We start from the raw sequence: 18,322 nt of genomic DNA, 5'->3' as shown, positions 1-18,322 counted from the left end.
CTCCTGCATCGATGCGCTGCTTCGTCGCAAGAGATTGGCCCAAAGAGATTTGGCCCAATCTCTCGCTGTCACTTTTCTTGAAAGGCAACGCACCTGTGATTATGATATACTTATGCCATGCAGATGTAGAAAAGCGAGGGTTGCAGATGCCGTTTCTGGAGAATTTTACTGACTTAACACCATTCGAACTTATTATCAATATAGCTGATATTTTATTAGTTTGGTTCGTTTTATATAAATTGATCACAATCATCAAAGGAACAAAAGCGGTCCAGTTATTAAAAGGGATATTCGTTATCATCATCGCCCAGCTGATTACACAGGCACTCAATTTGCAGACGCTCGGCTGGATCATGCAAGAAGTGCTCAACTGGGGTTTCCTTGCCATCATCATCATCTTTCAGCCGGAACTCCGGCGGGCGCTGGAGCAACTGGGGCGCGGAAAACTGTTTTCGAGCAGCACGCTGAATGAAGAATCAGAGCGCAACCGGCTGATCGAAGCCATGACGAAATCCGTCAGTTATATGGCGAAACGGCGCATTGGCGCACTGGTTTCCATTGAGCGCGAAACCGGATTGAGCGAGTATATTGAAACCGGCATTTCTTTGAACTCAGACATTACGTCAGAGTTAATGATCAACCTCTTCATCCCCAATACACCTCTCCACGATGGAGCCGTTATTGTCCAGAAAAACAGAGTGGCAGCGGCGGCGTGCTATCTTCCGCTATCGGAAAGTCCGTTCATTTCCAAAGAGTTGGGAACCCGTCACCGGGCAGCGCTTGGGATCAGTGAAGTGACAGATGCCATCACCATTGTTGTGTCAGAGGAAACCGGAGCAATCAGTTTGACGGCCAACGGGGATTTGCACCGCAACTTGTCATTGGAAGATTTCGAAGTGAAACTGCGCCGCATCTGGTTCGGTGATGAACAGCAGAAACAAACTTCTTCCTGGTGGAACTGGAGGGGAAAAAAGAATGGATAAAATGATGGATAATCCCTGGTTTTTAAGGATTACTGCTTTGGTGCTTGCCTTTCTTATGTTCTTTTCCGTTAAAGCGGAAGATGAAAATAATAACTCTGCGGCCACCAATACGATGACCGAAATCATCGAAGATGTGCCGCTTGAAGTATATTACGACGATACAAGTTTACTGGTCAGTGGAGTGCCGGCGACGGTGGATGTCCATATCACCGGGCCCAACAGCATGGTGCAGGCAACACGCCAGATTAAGGATTTTACTGTTTTCGTGGATCTTCGGAATCTGCAGCTCGGGGAACATCGCGTACGGGTTCAAACGGAGAATATTTCGGAACAATTGGGCGTCCGCATCGATCCGACATTCCTGAACGTGATGATTGAGGAGCGGGTGACCCAGGAATTCAAAATTGATCCGGAGTTGAATGAACGCCTGCTCGCTGAAGGCTATGTCCTGAAAAGCATCACGGCAGATCCCGACACCGTAACTGTCAGCGGGCCGAAAAGCGTCATTGATTCCATCAGTTTTGTAAAAGCGACTGTCACAGAAGAACCGGGACTGAATTCATCGGTCACCAAAGAAGCGAGAGTCCGGGTGCTGGCCAATGACCTGACGAAACTGGATAATGTGACAATCGAGCCCGAAGTGGTGGAAGTTGAAGCCATTATTGAAGAATACAGCAGAGAAGTTCCAATTTCACTCATTCAGACGGGAACGGCCCGTGAAGGGATCACAGTTGATTTTATTGCCACTGACGTCGAGACCGTTAAGATTTTTGGGCCGCGGAGCGTCGTGGATGCAATCACGGAATATGAAGTGGAAGTGGATGTCAGCGGTGTCGCGCTGACGGATACGTCGATTGAAGTGGACCTTGAGGCGCCGAGCGGAACAAGTTCGGTGGAGCCGGCGAACATCATTGTGGAAGCGGACATCAGTGTCGAGGAAACTTCGGCTGTTCCTGACTGATTAGAGTCGGGTACGTTAAATGGCTCACGGAGCAGCAGAATGACGTGAAGTTTGAATAAGGAAGATTTTGTGGTATATGTAGATGCAGCGAAATTTGATTGCATGAGACAGGAATTATTATCCGATTATTGAATTGGATTTAAGGAGAGAATAAAAGCATGGGAAAATATTTTGGAACAGACGGAGTTCGCGGTGTTGCGAACAGTGAATTGACACCTGAACTGGCGTTTAAGCTGGGCCGCTTCGGCGGATACGTTTTAACGAAAAGCTCGAAAGATAAACCGAAAGTTTTGATCGGACGCGATACGCGCATTTCCGGTGAAATGCTGGAAGGCGCACTCGCTGCCGGACTCCTGAGTGTCGGAGCGGAAGTAATGCGCCTCGGCGTCATCAGCACACCAGGCGTGTCCTATTTGACGCGTGTGATGAGTGCGGAAGCGGGCGTCATGATTTCGGCCTCACACAATCCTGTCGAAGACAACGGCATTAAATTCTTTGGCTCGGATGGCTATAAACTTTCAGATGCACAGGAAGCGGAGATCGAAGCGCTGCTGGACATGGAAGAAGACACTTTGCCGCGCCCGACCGGCGGCGATCTGGGTGCCATCACCAGTTATTTTGAAGGCGGACAGAAATATATCCAGTATTTGAAGCAGACTGTTGATGAAGAATTTGACGGCATCCACGTAGCGCTCGACTGCGCACACGGTGCCACATCCACATTGGCCACGCACGTATTTGCCGATCTGGATGCAGATATCACATCGATGGGCGCTTCGCCGAACGGCCTCAACATCAATGCCCAGGTCGGTTCGACGCACCCGCAGAAACTTGCGGAATTGGTCGTCGAAAAAAATGCCGACATCGGCCTTGCCTTCGACGGCGACGGCGACCGCCTGATTGCGGTTGATGAAAAAGGCCAGATTGTCGACGGTGACCAGATCATGTATATTTGCGGCAAGCATCTGAAAAATGAAGGCCGCTTGAATAAAGACACAGTCGTGTCTACCGTGATGAGCAATATGGGCTTTTATAAAGCACTGGAATCACACGGCATGACCAGTGTCAAAACAGCTGTCGGCGACCGTTATGTAGTGGAGGAAATGCGGAAAAACGGCTACAACCTTGGCGGTGAACAATCCGGCCACATCATCTTCCTTGATTACAACACGACTGGCGATGGTTTATTGACTGGATTGCAGTTGGTCAATATCATGAAAATCACCGGCAAGAAATTGTCTGAACTTGCTGCTGAAATGACAATTTTCCCGCAGAAGCTGGTCAACATCCGTGTATCTGACAAACATGCGGTAACGGATAATGAAAAAGTGGCGGCTGAGATTGAACAGGTCGAAACAGAAATGAACGGCAACGGCCGGGTGCTCGTTCGCCCGTCCGGAACGGAGCCATTGGTGCGCGTCATGGTAGAAGCGGCTTCAGCAGAAGACTGCGAAAACTACGTGGAGCGCATTGCTGAAGTGGTCCGCGAAGAAATGGGCATAAGTTAAGTAAGTAAATTAGTAATATGATAAGTAATTATCCGCGGGCTTTCTGGTTCGCGGATATTTTTATGCAAAAAAATAGAATAGTTTTACTTCATATGAGTCGTTTGGTGCAGTTGCTCTTTTACAAAGAGCAGGTTATGATTAGTATGTCCGTTTAGGACCGCTGAAAAAGGGGGATAGAAAAAGCGTACAAGGAAACCAGCTATAGCGCCTGTACTGGGAAAATCGGACGGACAAGTCATTTTCCAGTAGACGAGGAGGAGGAGTATCGAGATTTCGGCGGATACCTCCCGGCCGTGAAGCCCGGTCGTTATGTTTACCTTTAAAACAGTTGAGTGATTGGCTGGACAACAAGGTGAATGGGCTCAGGAATGCGTGCGCGCTAAAAGCGAACGCTTATTTTACTATTGCAGAACATTGGAGGAACGTTAATTATGTGTGGAATTGTTGGTTATATCGGAGAAAGAGATTCGAAAGAGATCCTATTGAAAGGCCTTGAACGTCTGGAATACCGCGGCTACGATTCAGCCGGTATTGCTGTGCGCAACGGCGACGGCATTACCGTTTTCAAGGAAAAAGGCCGCATTGCGGACCTTCGCGGCGCAGTTGACGGAGATGTTACCGGCAACACAGGAATCGGCCACACGCGCTGGGCGACCCATGGTAAACCAAGCCGCGTGAATGCACATCCGCACCAGAACACGTCTGACCGTTTTACAATTGTGCATAACGGCGTCATTGAAAACTACCACCACCTTCAGCGTGATTATTTGGCTGACGTGGAAATGGAATCCGATACGGACACGGAAATCATTGTGCAGTTGATCGGCAAATTCGTCGAAGAAGGCTCGACGACGAAGGAAGCATTCAGCAAAGCATTGAAATTGATGAAAGGCTCTTACGCGATCGCATTGCTTGATGCAGAAGAAGAGCAGACGATTTTTGTAGCGAAAAACAAGAGCCCGCTGCTTGTCGGACTGGGCGAAGGATTCAATGTTGTGGCATCTGACGCAATGGCGATGCTGCAAGTCACAGACCAGTTTGTGGAATTGATGGATAAGGAAATTGTCATCGTCCGTAAAGACAGCGTGGATATCCTGACGCTTGAAGGCGAAACAGTGGAACGTGCACCATTCACTGCTGAAATCGATATGAGCGACATCGACAAAGGCACATACCCTCATTATATGTTGAAGGAAATCGATGAGCAGCCAGCGGTTATGCGTAAAATTATTCAGGCATACCAAGGTGAAGATGACAAATTGACCATCAAACCGGAAATTCTGGAAGCACTGCAGGAAGCTGACCGCCTGTACATCATTGCGGCAGGAACAAGCTACCATGCAGGATTGATCGGCAAGGAATATTTGGAGAAAATGGCGGGCATCCCGGTGGAAGTGCATGTAGCGAGTGAATTCGGCTATAATATGCCGCTTCTGTCCGAAAAGCCATTGTTCATCTTCATTTCACAATCAGGTGAAACAGCTGACAGCCGCCAGGTATTGGTGCGCATCAAAGAACTTGGCTTCCCGTCACTGACAATCACCAACGTAGCGGGATCTACGCTTTCACGTGAAGCGAACCATACGTTATTGTTGCATGCCGGCCCTGAAATTGCGGTAGCTTCAACAAAAGCTTACACTGCGCAATTGGCGGTTCTTGCCATTTTGGCAGCTGTAACGGCAGAAGCGCGCGGCCGTGACATCGGCTTCGACCTTATCCAGGAGATGGGCATTGTGGCAAACGCCATCCAATCCCAGGTGGATATGAAGGAAGAAATCGAGCAATTGGCTTTCGAATTCCTTTCCACAACACGCAACTGCTTCTTTATCGGCCGGTTAATGGATTATTTCGTCGGCCTTGAAGGGGCATTGAAGTTGAAAGAGATTTCGTACATCCAGGCGGAAGGCTTTGCCGGCGGCGAGCTGAAGCACGGAACGATCGCCTTGATCGAAGAAGGCACACCGGTCATTGCACTTGCTACGCAGGAATCGGTCAACTTGAACATCCGCGGCAATGTCAAAGAAGTGGCTGCGCGCGGCGCAAATCCGATGATCATTTCAATGGAAGGTCTGAACGAAGACGGTGACAGCCACGTGCTGCCAACTGTGCACGAATTGTTGACTCCGCTTGTATCGGTCATTCCGCTGCAATTGATCAGCTATTACGCAGCGCTTCACAGAGACTGTGACGTCGACAAGCCGCGCAACCTGGCAAAATCGGTTACGGTTGAATAAAACATTCAATAACATAGAAGCTGGATCCTCCGGGGTCCGGCTTTTTTATTGGCGAAAAGCTTGTCTGCATTTATTATTAACTGTATAGTATGGCTCTAGTTAACGGAGGAGGCAGTTGGGATGACAGAATGGATCAGCATCGAGCACGCGAATGAGCATAACCTGAAAGATATCAGTGTAAAGATTCCGAAGCGCAAATTGACGGTGATCACCGGCATCTCAGGGTCCGGAAAGTCGACGCTGGCGCACGATATTCTTTTTAATGAATCGCAGCGGCAATACCTCGAAGCGATGGGCCTGCAGGGCATCGAGAAACCGAAAGTCGAGCAGATCAGTGGTGCATCTCCAGCGATCAGCCTGCGCCAGCAGGAAACAACTTCAAATCCTCGGTCGACGGTCGGCACAAAGACGGCGATGTATACAAGTCTGCGGATGATTTATGAGAAGCTTGGTGTCCGTCCGTGCCCTCATTGCGGCAAAGACGTGGAGCCGGTGAAGGCCATCGAAGAAACGGAGCATGTGGACGGTGAATTTATGGTATTTCAGATGTGTCCGTATTGTACGCACCGGTTCAAAAAATACACCCGCAGCCATTTTTCCTATAACACCGTCGACGGCGCCTGCAAGAAGTGCAAAGGAATCGGGCAGGTCATCCAAATTAATGCCGATGTCCTGTTCAACAAGGAATTGCCGCTTGAAAAAGGCGCCATCGGATTGTGGCAGGGACGCTACCTTGATTACCAGCTTGAAAATCTCAGAAATACAATGAAGCATAACGGCGAACCGCTTGAGGAAAACAAGCCGGTCAAAGAGTTCAGCCCATTGCAGTATGCGCTGCTTTGCCACGGCACAGGCAGTAAAGAAGTGCAGCAGCTGACGGCTGTAAAAGAGCCGAAAACGGTCGGCGACGGCAAGTTTGAAGGGGTCATGACCAACCTTTGGCGCAAGTACCAGGAGAAAAGCGGAGACATGGGACGGGAAGAAATCTTTTTCTTCAGTGATACGTGCCCGGAATGTGATGGCACGAAATTGAATGAAGAAAGCCGCAGCGTCCAAGTGAAAGATCGTTCTATTACGGAGATTTCGATGCTGGATCTGGAGCAGCTGCTGAGCTGGGTGAAAGAGATCCGCACCGATCTGTCGCCGGAAGAGCTGGCGGTAGTTGATGTTTATCTTCAGGATATCGACACGAAACTGAAACGCATCAAGCGGCTTGGCCTCGGCTATCTGACGCTGGAGCGCGGCACAAGCACCTTATCCGGAGGCGAAAGCCAGCGGATCCGCCTGTCGGCAATACTTGATTCGGATTTGACGGACATCGTCTACATCGTCGATGAGCCGACCGCGAGCCTGCACGCCAAAGACACCGAAGGCATCCTGGACATTCTGAAAAAGCTGCGCGACAAAGGCAATACGGTGATTGTCATCGAACACAACACCGATGTCATGAAACAGGCGGATCATTTAATTGAAATCGGACCGAAAGCAGGCCGCTTCGGTGGGGAGCTGATCGGCACGGGTTCACTGGAGGATCTGCAGAAAAATGAACGGTCACTGATCAAAGAATACGTGGCTGTGACGGATGTGCCGAAAAAAGCAGTCAGGCATCATGGGGAACGAGCGATTCGCGTGGAAGCGGCAACCCATCACAACCTGGATTCGGTGACAGTGGCGATTCCTACCCGGTCACTGGTGAGCGTAACGGGTGTTTCAGGTTCAGGAAAGTCTTCATTAATTTTCGATGTGGTCGGAGAACAGGCGAAAAACGTTTCGGGGCTGGAGCAATTTGATGAAGTCATCACCATCAATCAAACCAGTATTTCCAGAATGAAACGCTCTAATGTGGCGACGTACACGAATTTATTCACCGACATCCGCAATCTGTATGCCAAACTGGATGACAGCAAAGCGCAGGGGCTGACGTCGAAGCATTTTTCGTTCAACACGAGCGGCGGACGCTGTGAGACGTGTGAGGGATTGGGTTACGTCATGAGCAATATGCTGTTCTTCAATGACCTTGAAGTGGTGTGCCCGACGTGCAAAGGCAAACGCTTCAAAGACAATGTGCTGCGTGTCGAATATAGCGGCTATTCAATCAATGACTGCCTGGAAGCTTCCATTGAAGAAGCGGCGGAGATTTTCAAAGGAGAGCCGAAAATCCGGAAAACGCTTCAATTATTGACGGAAATCGGACTTGGCTACTTATTGCTCGGCCAATCGCTGACAACATTATCGGGAGGTGAAGGGCAGCGCCTAAAACTGTCGACATCCCTGATGAAGAAAACGAAGCAGAAGACGCTGTTCCTGCTGGATGAACCTTCGACGGGCCTGCATCCGTACGATATCCAGTACCTGCTGGAATTGTTCAACCGACTGATCGACCAGGGCAATTCCGTCGTCATGGTGGAACACAATCTCCGCATGATCCGCGCGAGTGACTGGGTGATCGACCTCGGTCCGGAAGGCGGCGTCAAAGGCGGACGGGTGATTGCGGAAGGCACGCCGAGTGACATTAAAGAAAATGGGACGTCTGTGACGGGGCGTTATTTATAAGTGGTGGCCGGATCCTTTTGGGTCCGGCTTTTCATGTTGGAAACGAAATGCAAAATTCAGTATTTTGCTGCACTTTCAAATGGTATGATGGAAGAAATAAAACGAAGCTTTTATTGGAAGAGAGGGAAAGCGATGCTGAAATTTATCGATGATCTGGCAGGCACCATCTATGATGTGTTCAGTCTGCTTTTAAAGGGTTTGAGTTATTTTATCGCAGGCGTGCTGATTGTGGGGGCGCCATTATATTTGATTGCCTGGATTTTTGAGACTTTTGTTCAATAAATTTATGGGCGTCCAGAAAATAAAACCAAAACGGAGTGGCTGTTACAAAATGAAAATAGAGACGGAACGATTAATCATTACACCTTGCACAGAAGAAATGATTTCAGTGCTGAAAGAACAGAATTACGATAACGGGCCACAAGTTTGGAACCATATTGAAAAACTGAAGGAAGATCCCGCCATTCTTTATTGGGGGCCATGGCTGGCCGTGCTGAAATCGGACGGAACCATTATTGGGGACCTCGGTTTCAAAGAGAAGCCTGACGAAAAAGGTGCAGTGGAAATCGGCTACGGGCTGCTGGAGGCTTACTGGAATAAAGGCTATGCGACGGAGGCGGTCGACGCGTTGATCGGCTGGGCGTGGAAACAGGAAAACGTCCGCAGAATCAAGGCGGAAACGCTGCCGGGTAACGCGGGGTCGATCCGTGTGCTCGAAAAGCTTGGGATGAAGGAAGTCGTTCGGAGTGAAGTGCTGATTTACTGGGAAATCAATAAAGGGTAATAGAGGCTGCGGAATAGAGTGGGCGGTAAAATCGAAAGCGGGGAGACGCCGATCGGAACAGCAGAAGGCATACTCGACTGGAAAGCGCTGGACTGGATCCTCCATAAAGAAAACCGCGGTGTGGCAGCGACTCTGCAGGCGTATCTGCCTGCAGTGCTGAAAGGGGATATGGGGTTGGAGCACCTTTTTACATATGAAAAACGTGAAATTGTGGAGTACAGCATGGTCGAAATTAGTGTAAACGAAGTTGATATGAAGTACTCGCCGCCAATTATTGCAGGGTGATTGAAGGAGTTGCGGGAATGGGAAATCGCAGTAAGGGGGAATTTATTTGGAACTGACGAATATTCGCTTATTGGTGGACAATTACAAAGCATGTTTCGTGTTCTACCGGGATGTACTGGGTTTTGCCGTTTCATGGGGCGATGAAGATTCCAATTATGCAGATTTCGAGTTTGCGGGAGTCAACCTGAGCTTGTTTGTACGGAAGCAAATGGCCGATGCCATCGGAGCCGAATACCATTTACTCCGGAAACGGTCGGATAAGACGGCGCTTATTTTTAAAGTTGATAACGTGGAAGAAAAATACCGGGAGCTTCAGAAGAAAGTCGATTTTATTACCGAGCCGACTGTGCAGGAAGGATGGGGCATTAAAGTGGCCCATTTCCGTGATCCGGCAGGCAACCTGCTGGAAATCTATGAAAACCTTGACTCAATGAACAGGTAAGAGGAAGTAAGGAGGGGGAAAATTGAGCGAAATTGATAAAAAAGGCCGGCTGGACGAAGAACCGTTTACCTACCAGTTGGCGAAAAGCGGGACGGTGCTGATAGCCTATGAAGGAAAAACAGTGGTAATCCTGAAAGGGAAAGAGGCGGAGCGGCTGTCCGGCAAATTGTCCGTGGCTGCGGGTGATGTGAAGCAAGAGCAATTGCTGCTGGCGAAAGCAACAGGGAATTTCAAACGCGGCAATGAACGGATGGGGAAATCAAAAGGAAAATGAGTCGGCAAGGAAAACAGAACATGAAATGCCCTCCCGTCAGAAGAGCGGGAGGGCATTTTTTTAATCACTTTTTCGCATGTTCTTCTTCCCAGACCTGATTCAATACCTGGCTGAATGCTTCAATCGGCTGCGCGCCGGAAACTGCGTATTTATTGTCGATGACGAAGAACGGAACACCCTGCACGCCGACTGCGCGCGCCTGGGAAATATCCTGCTCGACTTTTTCGGCGTTCACTTTATTTTCCACAATACTGCGGACTTCAGCGCCGGTGAGGCCAACTTCTTCTGCCAGACGGACGATGGTGTCCGTGTCGCTCAAAATTTCACCCTCTGTAAAATGCGCCACATAGGCGCGCTGGAAGAATTCATTTCCTTTACCCTGTTCTTTCGCATATTGGAAAACGCGGTGGGCATCAAATGTGTTTGCCAGTTTTGCGATGTCGTAATTGATCTCGACGCCAGAGCGGCTTGCCGACTCCGTCACATTTTTCAGCATGGCTTCGGCCTGTGTCAAAGGCAATCCTTTCATAGCCGAAAAAGTCTCGGCGTAACCTTTGCCGGGCATATAATCCCCGTCCGGCATCAGCTGGAAGCTTTTATACTCAATCTCCACATCATCTGCATGGTCGAATTTCTCCAGCGCCCCGTTCAAATGGGCTTCGCCAATAAAACAGAATGGACATACAAAGTCTGACCAGATCGTTATTTTCATTTGTCATCTTCCTCCTTTTTTTGATCGATGGGACCGCAGAAACCTGTTTCGACATCACAGGCAAAGCCGGTGGAATCGCCGAAATCGACCAATTTGAGTCCGCTTAAGTTCTGCAGTGTATTGGCTGATTCATTTTTTATTTCTTTTTCCAATTTATATTCCTCCTCGAGATATACGTTTATCATTGATGGTATAGGAAAATACGGAGAACTTCTAATAATTGGATTGGCATAATGAAACCAAAAGGATCTCAGCGTTGTCTAACGGTTAGAGAAAAAGGGGGCGAGGGCTTGGAGAAGAGGGAGAAGGACCGGCTGCTGACGGAAGCGATGGATGAATACGGGCATTACCTGGTGCGGCTGGCGTATTCGTTCGTCAAGGAACGGACGAAAGCGGAAGATATTGTGCAGGACGTGTTCATCCGCTATTACATAAATCTTGATAATTTTGAAGGGCGTTCAAGTGTTAAGACATTTTTGTACCGCATTACGGTAAATGAATGCCATAACCATTTCAGGAGCTGGGCACATCGCAAAATCGAATTGACGAACAAGCTGAGCCCGCTGCTGCCAGGAAAGAATTCGGCGGAGGACATGGCACTGGCTTCGGAAAAGAGCAGCAAGGTGGCAGATGCTGTGGCCAGGCTCCCGCTGAAATACCGTGAAGTGCTGTGGCTTCATTATTATGCGGAGCTGTCGGTAAAGGAAATCGGTGAGGTGTTGAATGTCTCAGGCAACACGGTGAAGACACGGCTGGTGAGAGGCAGGCAGCAGGCAGGCATCACATTTGCGGAGGAGGGGATTGACCATGCGTGAGAGTTTGAAACGGGAATTGGACAAGTCGGTGCCGGGAGATGTAACGCTGTCGGATGTGAAAAAGCGGCAGATTTTGAAGGCGGCGCAGGAAACGGTCGGCGGCCGAAAAGTTTCGAGAGCGCCTAAGCTGTTGCCGGCACTTGCGGGGGTGGCGGTGATCGGGCTTGCGGGTGTGCTGGGCTATCCTTACGTCAGTGATTGGCAGGAGCCGAATGCTTCGCAGGAACCGGAGACGCCGCTGTGGCAACTGGAAGAATCCCTTCAACAGGTTACGATTCCGAGAAGCGAGGAGTCGGTGATGGATAACACCATTTTTTATAATGATGAAACTGGTGACTTCATTTTCAAAGAAGAAAGGGCAATCTATTCCTACAACGTCGAAGACCAGTCGAAGACGCTGCTGGTGGAAGCGGGGGAAGAATCGTTGATCTATGAAGTGGCTTACGAAGGTGAATGGCTTGTCTGGACGGAAGTGCAGGAAATGGATTGGGACAATTCCACGTTGAACGTGCGTAAACTCGGCAGCAGCGAAACAGTCTCGATTTCAGATGTGAATGCAATGATGCCGGTAATCGACGGCGACCACTTGGGTTATGTCACTTTTGGGAGTGGAGGGCCAACCTATAGGCTGATGGACTTGAAAACTGGTGAAGAGACGATTCTGCATCAGGTGTCAGCAACTGCTGACAGTTATCTGGAATTCAATGAGGGCCTGCTTGTAGCGTCGGAGCGCAGCGACCTTGAAGGAATTACCGAATTGTTCATCTATGACGCGAAGAGCGGCAAGATGACAGCAGAATTTGAAGTTCCTTCTGTCGCAGTGTCAAATACCCAAGTGACGCACAATAAAATCTTAATCCAGTTTTTTGATGAAAATTTCAGCGGGAAATTGGCTGTTATTGATTTGGAAACAGGAACGATGTCGGAAATAGAGACGCCTGAATTAGGCTCTTCTTCGTTAGCTGCAATATACGGAAATTACGTGGCACTCAGTGTACCGGATGGCGAGGGGGAGACTATCCAGCTGTTCGAACTGGAAGGTGGTGCACTGACCGGATTGCCTGCGCTGGACACAATTGAAGAACAGCTTATTACACCACGCTTTACAGATGAAGGAACACTGTACCTCAACGGCGAAGCAGAAGACGGAACGATCTATTTATTGAAAGTCGCGGATTAATCAAATCTCAATAAATAAATTCTGTACAAACCATGCAAAAAGCATCCCCTTACATTAAAGGGATGCTTTTCTTTTTGCGCAAAGAATTCTGCAAACTTATTGACAACTGCAAAACAGATTTGTTACTGTGTATATGAGTATAAACAGTATAACAGTTAAGAAGGAGTGTATATAGATGAATGAATGGAAACAAGCATACCGGTTGGCGGTTTTTGAGCTGAAAGCTTCAAGGAAAAGCCTGCTTACCATAATGGTTTTCTATATTGCCATGAGCTTGGTAGTCATGATGTCGTTCGATCTTTATTTGGAAGAGCGATTTATGCTGTTTGATTTATTGTTCCTTGCAATTTTCTTCCTGTTCCCGGCCTGGATGAAAAGCAAAGAATTCCAGATGCAGAAGATGGACGGGGATTTATGGACGGTGCCGTCCGTCGTCATGCTGCAGCAGCTTCCGGTTTCAAGAGACGTCATCATTAAAAGCCGTTTCGTTATCCACGCGGTTTGTTCATTTCCCCTGCAATTCATCCTGCTTGCGGCAATGCCGCTGATGTCGGAGAACTTCCGGGAAGGGATGTCACCGCTCGCCTATATCGCATTCGTGCTGATTTGGCTGGCGCTGTCGATTGCGGTTGGCTTCATGATGGCGGCGAGCGAAGCGGGGGGCAATTACAAAACGAGTGCAATCGTCAAATCATTCATTTATATGCTGGCAGGCATCGCGATTCTGTATGCGCTACTCTTCCTGTTTGCCGATGGCGGCTTTATCCGTTGGACGATGGTCCTCGCAGCGGATTGGACATGGCTGTCGATTGTGGCTGCTGCCGTTATCGGTATTGCCGGCTGGAACTATTGGCAGGCCGATATGAGAAAATTGATCCGGAAAACAGATTATCTGTGAGAGGAGGGCCTGAAATTGCTGCCGATACGTTTATCCAAAGATTCGCGTGAACCGATTTACCACCAGATTGAAAAACAGCTGAAAGCGCTGATCGCGGGCGGGCAGCTGACCGCGGGCACTCCGCTTCCGTCGATACGGGCGCTGTCGAAAGACCTCGAAATCAGTGTCATCACGATAAGGCGCGCCTATCAGGATCTGGAGGCACAAGGCTTTATTGAAACGGCACACGGTAAAGGGACCTTTGTCAAAGAAGTGCACAGCAGCCGAAAAGAAGAGACGATGACAGCGTCTGTCCAGGTCGAGTTCGAACGCGCCATTCGAAATGCGATTGACTACGACTATACAGCCGATGAAATAAAAAATGTGTTTGAAGAGATTTTGAAGAAACTCACGAAAGGGGAATGACGGATGCCTGCATGGATTGAAATACAGGACGTACGTAAGAACATCGACGATTTTCGTCTGGGACCGATCAATTTGAATATTGAACCTGGCACCATCACGGCACTCGTCGGCAATAACGGTTCCGGCAAGAGCACATTGCTGAAACTGATCATGAATCTGGCGAATCTGGACGGGGGAGCCATCCGGGTGCTTGGGAAACTGGTTGATGGAAACGACGAAGGCTGGAAACGGCATGTCACGTTTCAGCCGCAGAAACAAGTCGGCTGGAACGCCTATAAGGGGCACGAGCTGAAAGAGCTGATTGCGCCGCTGTACACAAAATGGGATGACCGGCTGTTCGGGCGGATGATCGAACTTTTTGATATACCGCTCGACAAGCGCTTCGGCAAAATGTCGCCCGGCATGCAGCAGAAGCTCAGCTTATCGCTCGCCTTGCCGCGTGGCACAGATATCCTGATTCTTGATGAACCTACCGCGTCTCTCGATATCCCGTCGAAAGCACTGTTCATGGATCTGCTGGTCGACTGGATGGAGCAGGAAGACCGCGCTGTCGTCCTGACGACCCATCAGCCGGAAGATTTGCGGAAACTCGCCGATTATTTATTCCTGATGCGGGACGGGAAACCGGCAGGGCTTTATGAGAAAGATGTGCTGGCAACAACCTATCGCCGTTACTGGATAAGTGGGATGCCGGCTGACACACTGCCGGGAGAACTTTCACGTTCAGGCAACGAATTGATATCGGACAACCCTGACGCAACGGAACAGTATTTATTGGAACACGGTATTGATGCCATTGACAATAAATTATTGGAACTGGAAGAAATCATCAGCCTGCTGCTGAAATAAAACAAGGGAAAGGATGAGGAAAATGGAAACGATGCTGACAGTTGAAGGGTTAGGGAAGTCATTCAAAGACAAACGGATCATCTCGAATATTTCATTTGAAGTGAAAAAAGGGGAAATCATGGCGCTGCTCGGGCCGAACGGAGCGGGGAAATCGACGACGATCCGCAACATCATGGGCATTATGTATCCGGATGAAGGATCGATCACGTTCCATAACAGCGCGGGAAAGGAAATCCCGCGGAATAAAATTGGCTATCTGCCGGAAGAGCGCGGACTTTATAAAAACGTCAAAGTCATGGACATCTTATTGTATCTCGCGGAACTGAAGGATTATCCGCTCGACCGGGCGAAAGAGCGCGCACTCGACTATCTGAAGAAATTCGGTCTCGAAGGAAAAGACAAAGTGTCGGTGGAAGAACTGTCAAAAGGGATGGGGCAGAAAGTGCAGTTTATCGCAGCGATTCTGCATGAACCGGAGCTGCTCATTCTGGATGAGCCGTTTTCAGGGCTCGACCCGGTGAGCCAGGAACTGTTTAAAGAAGAAATCCGTTCACTTGCAGCGAATGGCACCGCGATTTTATTGTCATCGCATCAAATGAATCTCGTTGAGGAAATGGCGGACCGGCTGTTTCTCATCCACCGTGGCACGCGCGTCATTTACGGACCGATCAGCGATGTGAAAAAGGAGTACGCCAATTTCAAATGTACGATCAATGGAGCGAACAGTCTGGCGCTGCTTGAGAGCCTGCCGGAAGTGGAGCGGGTGGAGCAGACCGGGGATGCGGCAGTTCTGTATCTGTCGAAAGATATACAGCCGGCCGTCTGGCTGCGAAATCTTCCGGCAGCACTGGATATCCAGGAATTGTCGATCGACCGGATTTCGCTGCATGAAATCTTCATCGACATCGCCACGGACAAAAATCTCTTAAAGGAAGCGAGTGAGCTGCATGCGTAACACGATGAAAGTCGCCAGATGGGAAATCCGGCGCAATCTGAAAAACAAATCATTTATCATCGGCATGTTTCTGACACCGATCATTTTCCTGGCATTCTTCTTTGTGCCGCAATTGTTCAGTTCAGACGACGAAGCCGCGACAACGACCGTCTATGTCAACGACGGGCTCGGCGTCTATGAACAGCTGGAAGCGGCTGCTGCGAATACCGACTGGCAGATGGAACCGACGGAAATAACCGAATCCGAAGCGGAAGCGGCACTCGGAGAAGCTGAAGATACGGCGTATGTGTTCGTCACGGAAGAATCAGTCGAAACCGGGAAAGTCACTGTCTATACAAACGAAGATACGGATTCCGCGTTCATGGATGAAGTGCAGGTTCTCAGCGCACCGCTGCAGATGGTGCAGATCGAGCAGCTGGGCCTGACCCCTGAAGAAGCGGGCGTAGTGGCCCAGGGGATTGTCTTTGAAGATGCTTCGGTCGAAACGGAAGAAGGCGGGCTGTTCGCTGAAAACATGCTGGAACGTGTGATTCCCGGTGCTTTCGCCGCTGTCGTGATGCTGTCAATCGTCTTCACCGGAATGGCGATTTTCACAAGCGCTTCCCAGGAGAAAAAAGACAAAATCGCCGAAATCATCCTGTCTTCGCTGACGCCATCAGATTTGATGCAAGGCAAGATCATCGGTTATTTTATCCTCGGCATCATTCAAGTCGTTGTCTTCCTGGTCATTGCGCTGCCGGTGCTCATCTGGCAAATCGATTTCCCGGTTCTGGAATATCTGCTGGTGCCTGAACTGCTGGTATTATTGTTTATCGCAGTGCTCGGCTACCTGTTGTATGCGGCGCTGTTTGTCGGAATCGGCGCCACAATGGCCGATGTCTCCACCGCCGGAAATTTCCAGGGCCTCGTCATGATGCTGCCGTTCAGCCCGTTCCTCTTTATCGGACCGGTCATCAGCGACCCGAACGGTTTTATTGCACAGCTCGGCAGCTACATCCCGTTCACGTCGCCGGGCGTCCTGATCCTGCGGCTGTCGCTGCTCGAGGAATGGCCGTGGCTGGAAATCATCATCGCCATCGCGATTCTCGCGGTCAGCGTCTGGGTCTTCATGAAGCTCGCCGGCAAAGTCTTCAAAACCGGCATTCTCATGTACGGCAAGAACGCGACGCCGGGTGAAATCTGGAAATGGATTCGTGCTTAATGGAATAAAAGATGTGATTACAATACGATTATTGAAAAAATAATGGGTCGGAGGAGGAAGGGCGGATGCTGGAAACACCTTTTGGGAAAGTGCGGGTTCTGGTGAGTGATGAGGACTGGCGGCCGATTGAAGCGGGCATTGCTTTTATTGAAAAAGAAGTCGATGAGCGGTTTCCGGTGGATGGCCGGTGGCTGATCGAAGTCCGGCTGACGCCGCAAAAGGTACAGCGCCATATTTTCACCATCCGTTTCACGCCTTCTTTGACCATTTCAGATGCCGAGATCGAAACCGGTGAAGCGCTGGAGTTGAAAAGCTGGTATTGCGGCAATTTGAAGTTGAGTCTGGGAGCAGTGGACGAAGACTGGCTCCGGGCGTTGCGGAAAGTTGAGCTGACGGAAGTGGAATATCTGGATTATGGTATTACTTTGCGTATCGACGGGATTCCGGCTGGTGAGGAATTTATGCTGCCATTTGGGGTGGCGTGGCAGGAGATGCAGAATCTAGAAGAAGAAGCTCATCATACCTGGTATATGGCTGCTCCAGCGGATATGTATCCACCGAAGTGGCTGCAGCAGGAAGAAAGTTAATTTCGCTATGGTTAAAAATGCGCTCTTGGGATAAGCTTTTCCTGAGAGTGTTTTTATTATTAATTGCAGTCACAGAACTCGGGGGAGTGGGAGAAAGATGTTGTCGATTTTCAGAAAGAAATGCGCCGTCTGCAAAAAGAAAGCGGCTGAACCGCGGAAGTATTTCAATGAAGTGAACAAGCCGATCGTGGTTTGTGAGAAATGCGTAATGTACGCAGAGCGGCGCGCGTTCCGGAAACGGACGGCGTAAACAGCAGGGTGCATCTGCATCATGAATGGAGGAGTTTTCGATGAACGAAATACCAAATTGCCCAAAATGTAATTCCGAATATGTCTACGAAGACGGCAGCCTATTAGTGTGCCCGGAATGCGCACATGAGTGGACGCCGGGAGCGGAGAGTGAATCGGCTGAAGAAGCGAAAGTCGTGAAAGACGCGAACGGCAACGTATTGCAGGACGGAGACTCCGTCACAGTCATCAAGGATTTGAAAGTGAAAGGCAGTTCGTCTGTATTGAAGCAAGGGACGCGGGTGAAAAGCATCCGCCTGGTCGACGGTGACCACGACATCGACTGCAAAATTGACGGCTTCGGGCCGATGAAGCTGAAGTCGGAGTTTGTGAAGAAGGGGTAATTGTTGGCTGGAGCAGCTGGAATAAGGGGAATCGCTGATAAATGGTCAAAAATCGCTGATAAAC

22 protein-coding genes are annotated in these 18,322 nt (G+C 49.5%); 20 read left to right on the top strand and 2 right to left on the bottom strand.

Annotated features, from left to right (window positions below; all coding sequences use genetic code 11):
- Positions 1-146 precede the first annotated feature (146 nt).
- The 10 genes from cdaA to KW93_RS02110 all read left to right on the top strand — a co-directional run bounded on the left by cdaA (position 147) and on the right by KW93_RS02110 (position 10,024).
- Positions 147-983, top strand: coding sequence for a diadenylate cyclase CdaA (gene cdaA / locus KW93_RS02155; protein WP_033541317.1), 837 nt, complete (start codon positions 147-149; stop codon positions 981-983).
- Positions 976-1,944, top strand: a complete 969-nt coding sequence (locus KW93_RS02150) for a CdaR family protein (protein WP_033541316.1) — start codon at positions 976-978, stop codon at positions 1,942-1,944. Before cdaA ends, KW93_RS02150 begins: the two co-directional genes overlap by 8 nt.
- Positions 1,945-2,102: 158 nt before the next feature.
- Positions 2,103-3,452, top strand: coding sequence for a phosphoglucosamine mutase (glmM, locus tag KW93_RS02145; RefSeq protein ID WP_033541315.1), 1,350 nt, complete (start codon positions 2,103-2,105; stop codon positions 3,450-3,452).
- Positions 3,453-3,883: 431 nt separating this feature from the next.
- Positions 3,884-5,686 (top strand): glutamine--fructose-6-phosphate transaminase (isomerizing), encoded by a 1,803-nt coding sequence (glmS, locus tag KW93_RS02140; RefSeq protein WP_033541314.1) that lies wholly within the window; start codon positions 3,884-3,886, stop codon positions 5,684-5,686.
- Positions 5,687-5,806: 120 nt separating this feature from the next.
- Positions 5,807-8,239 carry an ATP-binding cassette domain-containing protein gene (locus KW93_RS02135; protein ID WP_033541313.1) on the top strand — a complete coding sequence of 811 codons (2,433 nt, stop codon included), beginning with the start codon at positions 5,807-5,809 and terminating at the stop codon, positions 8,237-8,239.
- A 132-nt stretch (positions 8,240-8,371) separates the two neighbouring features.
- Positions 8,372-8,521 (top strand): hypothetical protein, encoded by a 150-nt coding sequence (locus tag KW93_RS17590; protein ID WP_162835038.1) that lies wholly within the window; start codon positions 8,372-8,374, stop codon positions 8,519-8,521.
- Positions 8,522-8,570: 49 nt separating this feature from the next.
- A complete protein-coding gene (locus KW93_RS02125) occupies positions 8,571-9,023 on the top strand; it encodes a GNAT family N-acetyltransferase (RefSeq protein ID WP_033541311.1) in 453 nt (150 codons plus the stop codon).
- Between the two features lie 18 nt (positions 9,024-9,041).
- Entirely contained in the window at positions 9,042-9,308 is a 267-nt protein-coding gene (locus KW93_RS02120) for a hypothetical protein (protein WP_052131432.1), read from the top strand.
- 46 nt (positions 9,309-9,354) lie between these two features.
- The gene (locus KW93_RS02115) at positions 9,355-9,750 is read left to right on the top strand and encodes a VOC family protein (RefSeq protein WP_052131431.1); all 396 of its coding nucleotides are present in this window, start codon (positions 9,355-9,357) and stop codon (positions 9,748-9,750) included.
- 22 nt (positions 9,751-9,772) lie between these two features.
- Complete coding sequence (locus KW93_RS02110) at positions 9,773-10,024, top strand: hypothetical protein (protein WP_033541309.1); 252 nt, start codon at positions 9,773-9,775, stop codon at positions 10,022-10,024.
- A gap of 64 nt (positions 10,025-10,088) precedes the next feature.
- On the opposite strand, the gene KW93_RS02105 is transcribed toward KW93_RS02110, so the two are convergent.
- Together KW93_RS02105 and KW93_RS17360 are read right to left on the bottom strand one after the other, a co-directional pair.
- Positions 10,089-10,736: a DsbA family oxidoreductase gene (locus KW93_RS02105; RefSeq protein ID WP_033541308.1), complete on the bottom strand. Its 648-nt coding sequence runs from the start codon at positions 10,734-10,736 to the stop codon at positions 10,089-10,091.
- A complete protein-coding gene (locus KW93_RS17360) occupies positions 10,733-10,888 on the bottom strand; it encodes a hypothetical protein (protein ID WP_161787022.1) in 156 nt (51 codons plus the stop codon). Before KW93_RS17360 ends, KW93_RS02105 begins: the two co-directional genes overlap by 4 nt.
- 138 nt (positions 10,889-11,026) lie before the next feature.
- On the opposite strand from KW93_RS17360, the gene KW93_RS02100 reads away from it, so the two are divergent.
- The 10 genes from KW93_RS02100 to KW93_RS02060 all read left to right on the top strand — a co-directional run bounded on the left by KW93_RS02100 (position 11,027) and on the right by KW93_RS02060 (position 18,258).
- Positions 11,027-11,551, top strand: coding sequence for a sigma-70 family RNA polymerase sigma factor (locus KW93_RS02100; RefSeq protein WP_033541307.1), 525 nt, complete (start codon positions 11,027-11,029; stop codon positions 11,549-11,551).
- Positions 11,544-12,731 carry a hypothetical protein gene (locus KW93_RS02095; RefSeq protein WP_033541306.1) on the top strand — a complete coding sequence of 396 codons (1,188 nt, stop codon included), beginning with the start codon at positions 11,544-11,546 and terminating at the stop codon, positions 12,729-12,731. Before KW93_RS02100 ends, KW93_RS02095 begins: the two co-directional genes overlap by 8 nt.
- A gap of 175 nt (positions 12,732-12,906) precedes the next feature.
- The gene (locus KW93_RS02090) at positions 12,907-13,629 is read left to right on the top strand and encodes a hypothetical protein (RefSeq protein WP_033541305.1); all 723 of its coding nucleotides are present in this window, start codon (positions 12,907-12,909) and stop codon (positions 13,627-13,629) included.
- A 15-nt stretch (positions 13,630-13,644) separates the two neighbouring features.
- Complete coding sequence (locus tag KW93_RS02085; RefSeq protein WP_033541304.1) at positions 13,645-14,034, top strand: GntR family transcriptional regulator; 390 nt, start codon at positions 13,645-13,647, stop codon at positions 14,032-14,034.
- Positions 14,035-14,037: 3 nt separating this feature from the next.
- Entirely contained in the window at positions 14,038-14,883 is an 846-nt protein-coding gene (locus KW93_RS02080; protein WP_033541303.1) for an ATP-binding cassette domain-containing protein, read from the top strand.
- A 22-nt stretch (positions 14,884-14,905) separates the two neighbouring features.
- Positions 14,906-15,838 carry an ABC transporter ATP-binding protein gene (locus KW93_RS02075; RefSeq protein WP_033541302.1) on the top strand — a complete coding sequence of 311 codons (933 nt, stop codon included), beginning with the start codon at positions 14,906-14,908 and terminating at the stop codon, positions 15,836-15,838.
- The gene (locus tag KW93_RS02070) at positions 15,831-17,039 is read left to right on the top strand and encodes an ABC transporter permease (RefSeq protein ID WP_033541301.1); all 1,209 of its coding nucleotides are present in this window, start codon (positions 15,831-15,833) and stop codon (positions 17,037-17,039) included. Before KW93_RS02075 ends, KW93_RS02070 begins: the two co-directional genes overlap by 8 nt.
- 65 nt (positions 17,040-17,104) lie before the next feature.
- Positions 17,105-17,626: a hypothetical protein gene (locus tag KW93_RS02065; protein ID WP_033541300.1), complete on the top strand. Its 522-nt coding sequence runs from the start codon at positions 17,105-17,107 to the stop codon at positions 17,624-17,626.
- 100 nt (positions 17,627-17,726) lie between these two features.
- Positions 17,727-17,876 carry a hypothetical protein gene (locus KW93_RS17555; RefSeq protein WP_162473339.1) on the top strand — a complete coding sequence of 50 codons (150 nt, stop codon included), beginning with the start codon at positions 17,727-17,729 and terminating at the stop codon, positions 17,874-17,876.
- A gap of 40 nt (positions 17,877-17,916) precedes the next feature.
- Positions 17,917-18,258 (top strand): zinc ribbon domain-containing protein YjdM, encoded by a 342-nt coding sequence (locus KW93_RS02060; protein WP_033541299.1) that lies wholly within the window; start codon positions 17,917-17,919, stop codon positions 18,256-18,258.
- Positions 18,259-18,322: the final 64 nt, after the last annotated feature.

The sequence above is a fragment of the Planococcus sp. CAU13 genome, assembly GCF_000775575.1.
Classification (GTDB): domain Bacteria; phylum Bacillota; class Bacilli; order Bacillales_A; family Planococcaceae; genus Planococcus.
Note: the sequence above shows the minus strand (reverse complement) of the source record. Positions and strands in the feature narration are given on the sequence as shown.

Excerpts from the sequence above, each read along its gene's own strand:
- cdaA (WP_033541317.1), top strand. The coding sequence starts at position 147 with ATGCCGTTTCTGGAGAATTTTACTGACTTAACACCATTCGAACTTATT.
- KW93_RS02150 (WP_033541316.1), top strand. The coding sequence starts at position 976 with ATGGATAAAATGATGGATAATCCCTGGTTTTTAAGGATTACTGCTTTG.
- glmM (WP_033541315.1), top strand. The coding sequence starts at position 2,103 with ATGGGAAAATATTTTGGAACAGACGGAGTTCGCGGTGTTGCGAACAGT.
- glmS (WP_033541314.1), top strand. The coding sequence starts at position 3,884 with ATGTGTGGAATTGTTGGTTATATCGGAGAAAGAGATTCGAAAGAGATC.
- KW93_RS02135 (WP_033541313.1), top strand. The coding sequence starts at position 5,807 with ATGACAGAATGGATCAGCATCGAGCACGCGAATGAGCATAACCTGAAA.
- KW93_RS17590 (WP_162835038.1), top strand. The coding sequence starts at position 8,372 with ATGCTGAAATTTATCGATGATCTGGCAGGCACCATCTATGATGTGTTC.
- KW93_RS02125 (WP_033541311.1), top strand. The coding sequence starts at position 8,571 with ATGAAAATAGAGACGGAACGATTAATCATTACACCTTGCACAGAAGAA.
- KW93_RS02105 (WP_033541308.1), bottom strand. The coding sequence starts at position 10,736 with ATGAAAATAACGATCTGGTCAGACTTTGTATGTCCATTCTGTTTTATT.
- KW93_RS02095 (WP_033541306.1), top strand. The coding sequence starts at position 11,544 with ATGCGTGAGAGTTTGAAACGGGAATTGGACAAGTCGGTGCCGGGAGAT.
- KW93_RS02090 (WP_033541305.1), top strand. The coding sequence starts at position 12,907 with ATGAATGAATGGAAACAAGCATACCGGTTGGCGGTTTTTGAGCTGAAA.
- KW93_RS02080 (WP_033541303.1), top strand. The coding sequence starts at position 14,038 with ATGCCTGCATGGATTGAAATACAGGACGTACGTAAGAACATCGACGAT.
- KW93_RS02075 (WP_033541302.1), top strand. The coding sequence starts at position 14,906 with ATGGAAACGATGCTGACAGTTGAAGGGTTAGGGAAGTCATTCAAAGAC.
- KW93_RS02070 (WP_033541301.1), top strand. The coding sequence starts at position 15,831 with ATGCGTAACACGATGAAAGTCGCCAGATGGGAAATCCGGCGCAATCTG.
- KW93_RS02065 (WP_033541300.1), top strand. The coding sequence starts at position 17,105 with ATGCTGGAAACACCTTTTGGGAAAGTGCGGGTTCTGGTGAGTGATGAG.
- KW93_RS02060 (WP_033541299.1), top strand. The coding sequence starts at position 17,917 with ATGAACGAAATACCAAATTGCCCAAAATGTAATTCCGAATATGTCTAC.